Origin of the sequence: Actinomadura meyerae (genome assembly GCF_900188445.1) — a bacterium.
Lineage (GTDB): Bacteria > Actinomycetota > Actinomycetes > Streptosporangiales > Streptosporangiaceae > Spirillospora > Spirillospora meyerae.
Window position 1 is genome coordinate 1 of the sequence record NZ_FZOR01000085.1, and the last position, 5,459, is coordinate 5,459.

The 5,459-nt window shown below is 67.9% G+C and carries 2 protein-coding genes; both read left to right on the plus strand.

Annotated features, from left to right (window positions below; translation table 11 throughout):
- Window positions 1-3,402 (plus strand): type I polyketide synthase (locus CHF16_RS38880; protein WP_143228358.1); only part of this gene is annotated, 3,402 nt, incomplete at its 5' end.
- Between the two features lie 36 nt (window positions 3,403-3,438).
- Window positions 3,439-5,459, plus strand: a 2,021-nt coding sequence (locus CHF16_RS38885; RefSeq protein ID WP_143228360.1) for a type I polyketide synthase, incomplete at its 3' end; no start/stop codon positions are given.

A 5,459-nucleotide genomic window follows, 5' to 3' on the forward strand; every position in this document is an offset into this window, starting at 1 on the left:
GCCGTCATCAACAGCCCCACCAGCACCACCATCAGCGGCGCCCCAGACGCAATCCGCCAACTGGTCGACCACTACAAGGCACAGGACGTCGACGCGCGGCTCATCCCCGTCGACTACGCCTCACACTCACCCCACGTCGACACACTCCGCGACACCATCCTCCGCGACCTGGCCGACATCACCCCCACCCCCGCCAACACGCCCTTCTACTCCACCGTCACCGGCCAGAAATTCAACACCACCGGACTGACAGCCGAGTACTGGCACACCAACCTCCGCAACACCGTCCAATTCGCAACCACCCTCACCAACCTCCACGACGACCCCACCACCTACATCGAAATCAGCCCCCACCCGATCCTGACCCCCGCCATCCAGCACACCCACCCCGACGCCCAAGTCGTCGCAACCCTCCACCGCAACCAGCCGCCCCACACCCACTTCCTCAACAACACCGCACAACTGCCCACCACCGACTACACACCCCTCTACACACCACACAACCCCCACACCACACCCCTCCCCACCTATCCCTTCCAGCACCGGACCCACTGGCTGGATGCGCCACGGTCGAAGGGCGACCCTTCGGTCATCGGTCAGGAGGGCGCGGAGCACGCACTCCTAGGCGCCGTCGTTCAGGTGCCGAGCACGGGAACAACGCTTTTCACGAGCCAGATATCCCTCAGTACTCACCCGTGGCTGGCCGATCACGCGGTCCACGGACACGTCCTGCTCCCCGGTACCGCGCTCATCGATCTCGCGCTGCATGCCGGGGGCCGCACCGGTGCACCCGACATCGAGGAGCTCACTCTCGAGGCCCCGCTGCATCTGCCCGAGCCGGGCGCCGTCGATCTTCAGGTCACCGTCGACCCTCCCGACGAAAGCGATCGGCGCGCACTCTCCATCCATTCGCGTCCGACCGGCGATCCGGACACGACGGCCTGGACACGCCACGCCACCGGAACGCTCACACCGCACCTGGCCGCCAAGGACTTTCGGCAGCTCCCATGGCCGCCACCAGGCGCTTCGCAGTTCAGCGCGTCCGAGATGTACGAGCGGCTCGATGAACGCGGCTACCGGTACGGGCCCGCCTTCCAGGGCGTGACCCAGGCCTGGCAGGACGGCGACGACCACTACGCCGAGATCGTCCTCCCCGACGGGATGGAACCCACCGGATACGGCGTTCATCCCGCACTCCTGGACGCCGCGCTGCACCCGATCGCGTTCGCCGCGCTTCCGGTGGACGGCAGCCAGGGCGAGACCTACATGCCGTTCTCCTTCAGCGGCATATCCCTCGGCGCCACCGGCGCGACAAGGCTTCGCGTCCATATCCATGACCTGGGCGAACATCGAGTCGCGGTCACCGCATTCGATTCAGCGGGCCGGCCGGTGGTCACCATCGAGTCCCTGACTCTCCGCCCGTCGAAGCCGTTCTCACCCGCCGGCGTCACGGGGTCGAAGCACCTGTTCGAGCTGCGATGGACGACGCCCACCTCCCATGCCTCCCCCCTTCAGGAGGCGTCGGCGGCGCCGTCGTCATGGGTGGTACTCGGTGAGGGCTGGCCCGGACTGAATGTGCGCGGCGCGGCCGACCTCTCCGCTCTACGCCGCGAGGTCACGGATGACACGGCAGCACCTCGGACCGTCCTGGCCATGCCCGCCTCACACCGCGCCGACACCGACATCGCGACCGCCGCCCACGAGACGTCCTTCCAGATGCTGCACCTCCTCCAGGACTGGCTGGCGGACGATCTCTTCGCCACCGACCGCCTAGTGGTGGTGACGCGAGGAGCCGTCGCGGCGCTGCCGGACGAGGACATCACGGATCTCACTCAGTCCGCGGTGTGGGGGCTCGTGCGCACCGCACAGATCGAACACCCCGACCGCATCACCCTCCTCGACCTCGACCACGACAGCTCCTCCGCGTCCTTGGCGCAAGCCCTTGCCACGCGTGAGCCTCAATTGGCCGTCCGCAAGGGCCGCGTGCTGGTTCCCCGGATGGCGAGGGTGACGGTCCAGCCGTCCGACGACGAGCCGGACCTCCTCGATCCGCACGGGACGGTGCTGATCACCGGAGGGACGGGCAGCCTGGGAGCGCACATGGCGCGCCACCTCGTCACCCGGTACGGCGCCCGCCATCTGCTGCTGGTCAGCCGCTCGGGGGCCGAAGCGGCGGGTGCTTCCCGGCTCGAAGCCGAGCTCGCGGCGCTCGGTGCCGAGGTCGTCGTCCGGGCCTGCGACACCGCCGACGCCGATGACCTGGCGAGCACCCTGGACTCCGTGCCGGACGAGCACCCCCTCACAGCGGTCGTCCACGCCGCCGGCGCGTTGGACATCGCTCCGCTCGCCTCGCTCCGGTCCGATCAGCTGTCGTCGGTGCTGCGCCCGAAGATCGACGCGGCATGTCACCTGGACCGTCTCACCGAGAGCGTGGAGCTGAAGAGCTTCATCCTGTTCTCCTCACTGGCCGGCTCCATCGGCATCGCGGGCCAAACGAACTACGCAGCGGCCAATTCCTTCCTCGACGCGCTCGCCCATCACCGGCGCTCCCGTGGCCGGCCGGCCACCAGCCTCGCCTGGGGATTGTGGGAAGAGGACAGCGACCTGCGCAGGCAGATCAACGACTCCGCCGTGGAGCGGATGACCCGGCTGGGCTTCGTGCCCCTGCCCGCCGCCCACTCGCTGGATCTGTTCGACGCCGCGATGAAGACCCGCCGCACCGTCGTCGTCCCGGCGCACATCGACGGCGCGGCACTGCGCCCGCAGGCCGATGCCGGCACCCTGCCCGCGGTCCTGCGCGGCCTGACCGGGCCGTCGGTGCGGCGCGCTTCAGCCGACAGTTCGTCCGGCCACTCCTCCGAATCCCCCAACGGCCTGGCCGAGCGTTTGCTCCAGCAGAACGAGACGGAGAGGCAGGAAACGCTTCTGGGACTGGTGCGCGGCACCACCGCGGCCGTCCTCAATCACGCCGACTCCGAGTCGATCGGGACCGACCAGCCGTTCAAGGACCTCGGAATCGATTCGCTGACCGCGGTCCAGTTGCGCAACCGGCTCAGTTCGGCCACCGGTCTCAGCCTGCCCGCGACGCTGGTGTTCGACCGTCCGAGTCCGGGCGCGCTCACCGAGTACCTGCGTTCCCGGCTCGTCCCCGCCGACGACGGACGATCCGGCCGGACGCTCACCGAAGTGGTCGACAAGCTCGAGTCCGCTCTGGATTCGCTCGACCTCGATGACGAGCAATGGACCGGCGTGACCGTCCGTCTCGAAAACCTGCTCCGGAGGTCACGCGATCGCGGACATCCGCCCGCTGTCGGCGGATTGCCGGGGGAACTCGCGTCCGCCACGGACGAGGAGCTCTTCGAGGCTCTGGACAACGAACTCGAGAGTACCGATCTCGATTGAGGCGACCGATCTCGCTGATTCTGAGGGGTTGAGGCAATGCAGAGCGAAGAGAAGCTCAGGTCATACCTGAAGCGAGCGACCTCAGATCTGCGCCAGGCCCGGCAGCGCCTACGCGAGGTCGAAGAACGCGCTCGGGAACCCATCGCGATCGTGGCGATGGGGTGCCGCTACCCGGGTGGTGTGTCGTCGCCCGAGGATCTGTGGGAGCTGGTCGAGCAGGGCCGCGACGCCATCACCCCGTTCCCCGACAACCGGGGTTGGGACCTAAACGCCCTCTTCGACCCCGACCCCGACGCCCCGGGGAAGTCCTATGCCCGCGAAGGCGGATTCCTGCACGACGCCGATCAATTCGATGCCGCCTTCTTCGGAATCTCGCCGCGTGAAGCCACGGCAATGGACCCCCAGCAGCGGCTGCTGCTCGAAGTCGCCTGGGAGACCATCGAACGCGCCGGCATCGACCCCACAACACTCAAGGAATCCACCACCGGTGTCTACACCGGTGCGATCTCGTACAGCTACAGCGCGCCACGGCCTCAGGATCCTGGTGCCTACGAGGGTTATCTACTGACGACCAATGGGAGCAGCGTCGCATCAGGCAGGCTCTCCTACTCGCTGGGGCTTCAGGGCCCGGCGGTGACGGTCGATACCGCGTGTTCCTCGTCGCTGGTGGCGTTGCATCTGGCCGCGCAGGCCCTGCGCGGCGGCGAGTGCGACCTCGCGCTGGCCGGCGGCGTCACCGTCATGTCCACGCCCGGCATGTTCATCGGCTTCAGCCGTCAACGTGGGCTGGCTCCGGATGGGCGCTGCAAGTCCTTCGCCGCTTCAGCCGACGGCACGGTCGGCGCCGAAGGCGTCGGTCTCGTGCTGCTGGAACGCCTCTCGGACGCTCAGCGCAACGGGCGTCGCATCCTGGCCGTCATCACCGGTTCGGCGATCAACCAGGACGGGGCGTCCAACGGGATCACGGCACCCAACGGCCCCGCCCAGGAACGCGTCATCCGCCAGGCCCTGGCCAACGCGCGGCTCGCCACCGGTGACATCGACGTCGTCGAGGCACACGGCACCGGCACCGCGCTCGGCGACCCGATCGAGGCCAACGCACTCCTTGCCACCTACGGCCACGATCGCGAGCAGCCGCTCTATCTGGGCTCTCTGAAATCCAACATCGGCCATGCCCAAGCCGCCGCCGGAATCGGCGGCGTCATCAAGATGGTCGAGGCCATCAATCACGGCCACCTCCCCCGCACTCTGCACGTTGATGAGCCCTCGCCGCACATCAACTGGGATGCAGGGGCCGTCGAACTTCTCACCAAGGCACAGCCGTGGCCCGAGCTCGACCGGCCCCGCCGTGCTGCCGTCTCCTCCTTCGGAATCAGCGGCACCAACGCCCACCTCATCCTGGAACAGGCACCCGAACTCGAAGCTGACCCCGTCCAGGCTTCCATCAACGAGTCCGAGCCAGCACAAGTGGATTGGCGCTTCTCCGCCAAAACCCCGGAAGCGCTACGCGCCCAGGCCCAGCAGCTTTTGGACCATCTGGACCGGCATCCCGAACTCACGCCCGTGGATGTCGCGCTTCAGTTGGAGCGGCGGACCAGCACCTTCCACCACCGCGCCGCCATCACCGGAACCGATATTGACCACTTCCGCGCGGCACTGCGCGCCCTTACCGAGGGGCAGCCCGCGCCCGGCCTGGCCGTCACGCCAACCGATGTAGACCCCAACGGCAAACTCGCGTTCCTCTACACCGGCCAAGGCTCCCAATGGCCCCGCATGGGCCACGACCTCTACACCACCAACCCCGTCTTCGCCCACCACCTCGACCACACCATCGCCGCTCTAGACCCCCACCTCCCCGAACCACTCCACACCATTCTGTTCGCCCCACCCGACAGCCCCAAAGCGCAACTCCTCGACACCACCCTCTACACACAACCCGCGATCTTCGCCATCCAAACCGCCCTGCACCACACCCTCACCCACCACGGCATCACCCCCCACTACCTCGCCGGACACTCCATCGGCGAAATCACCGCCGCACACCTCGCCGGCGTCCT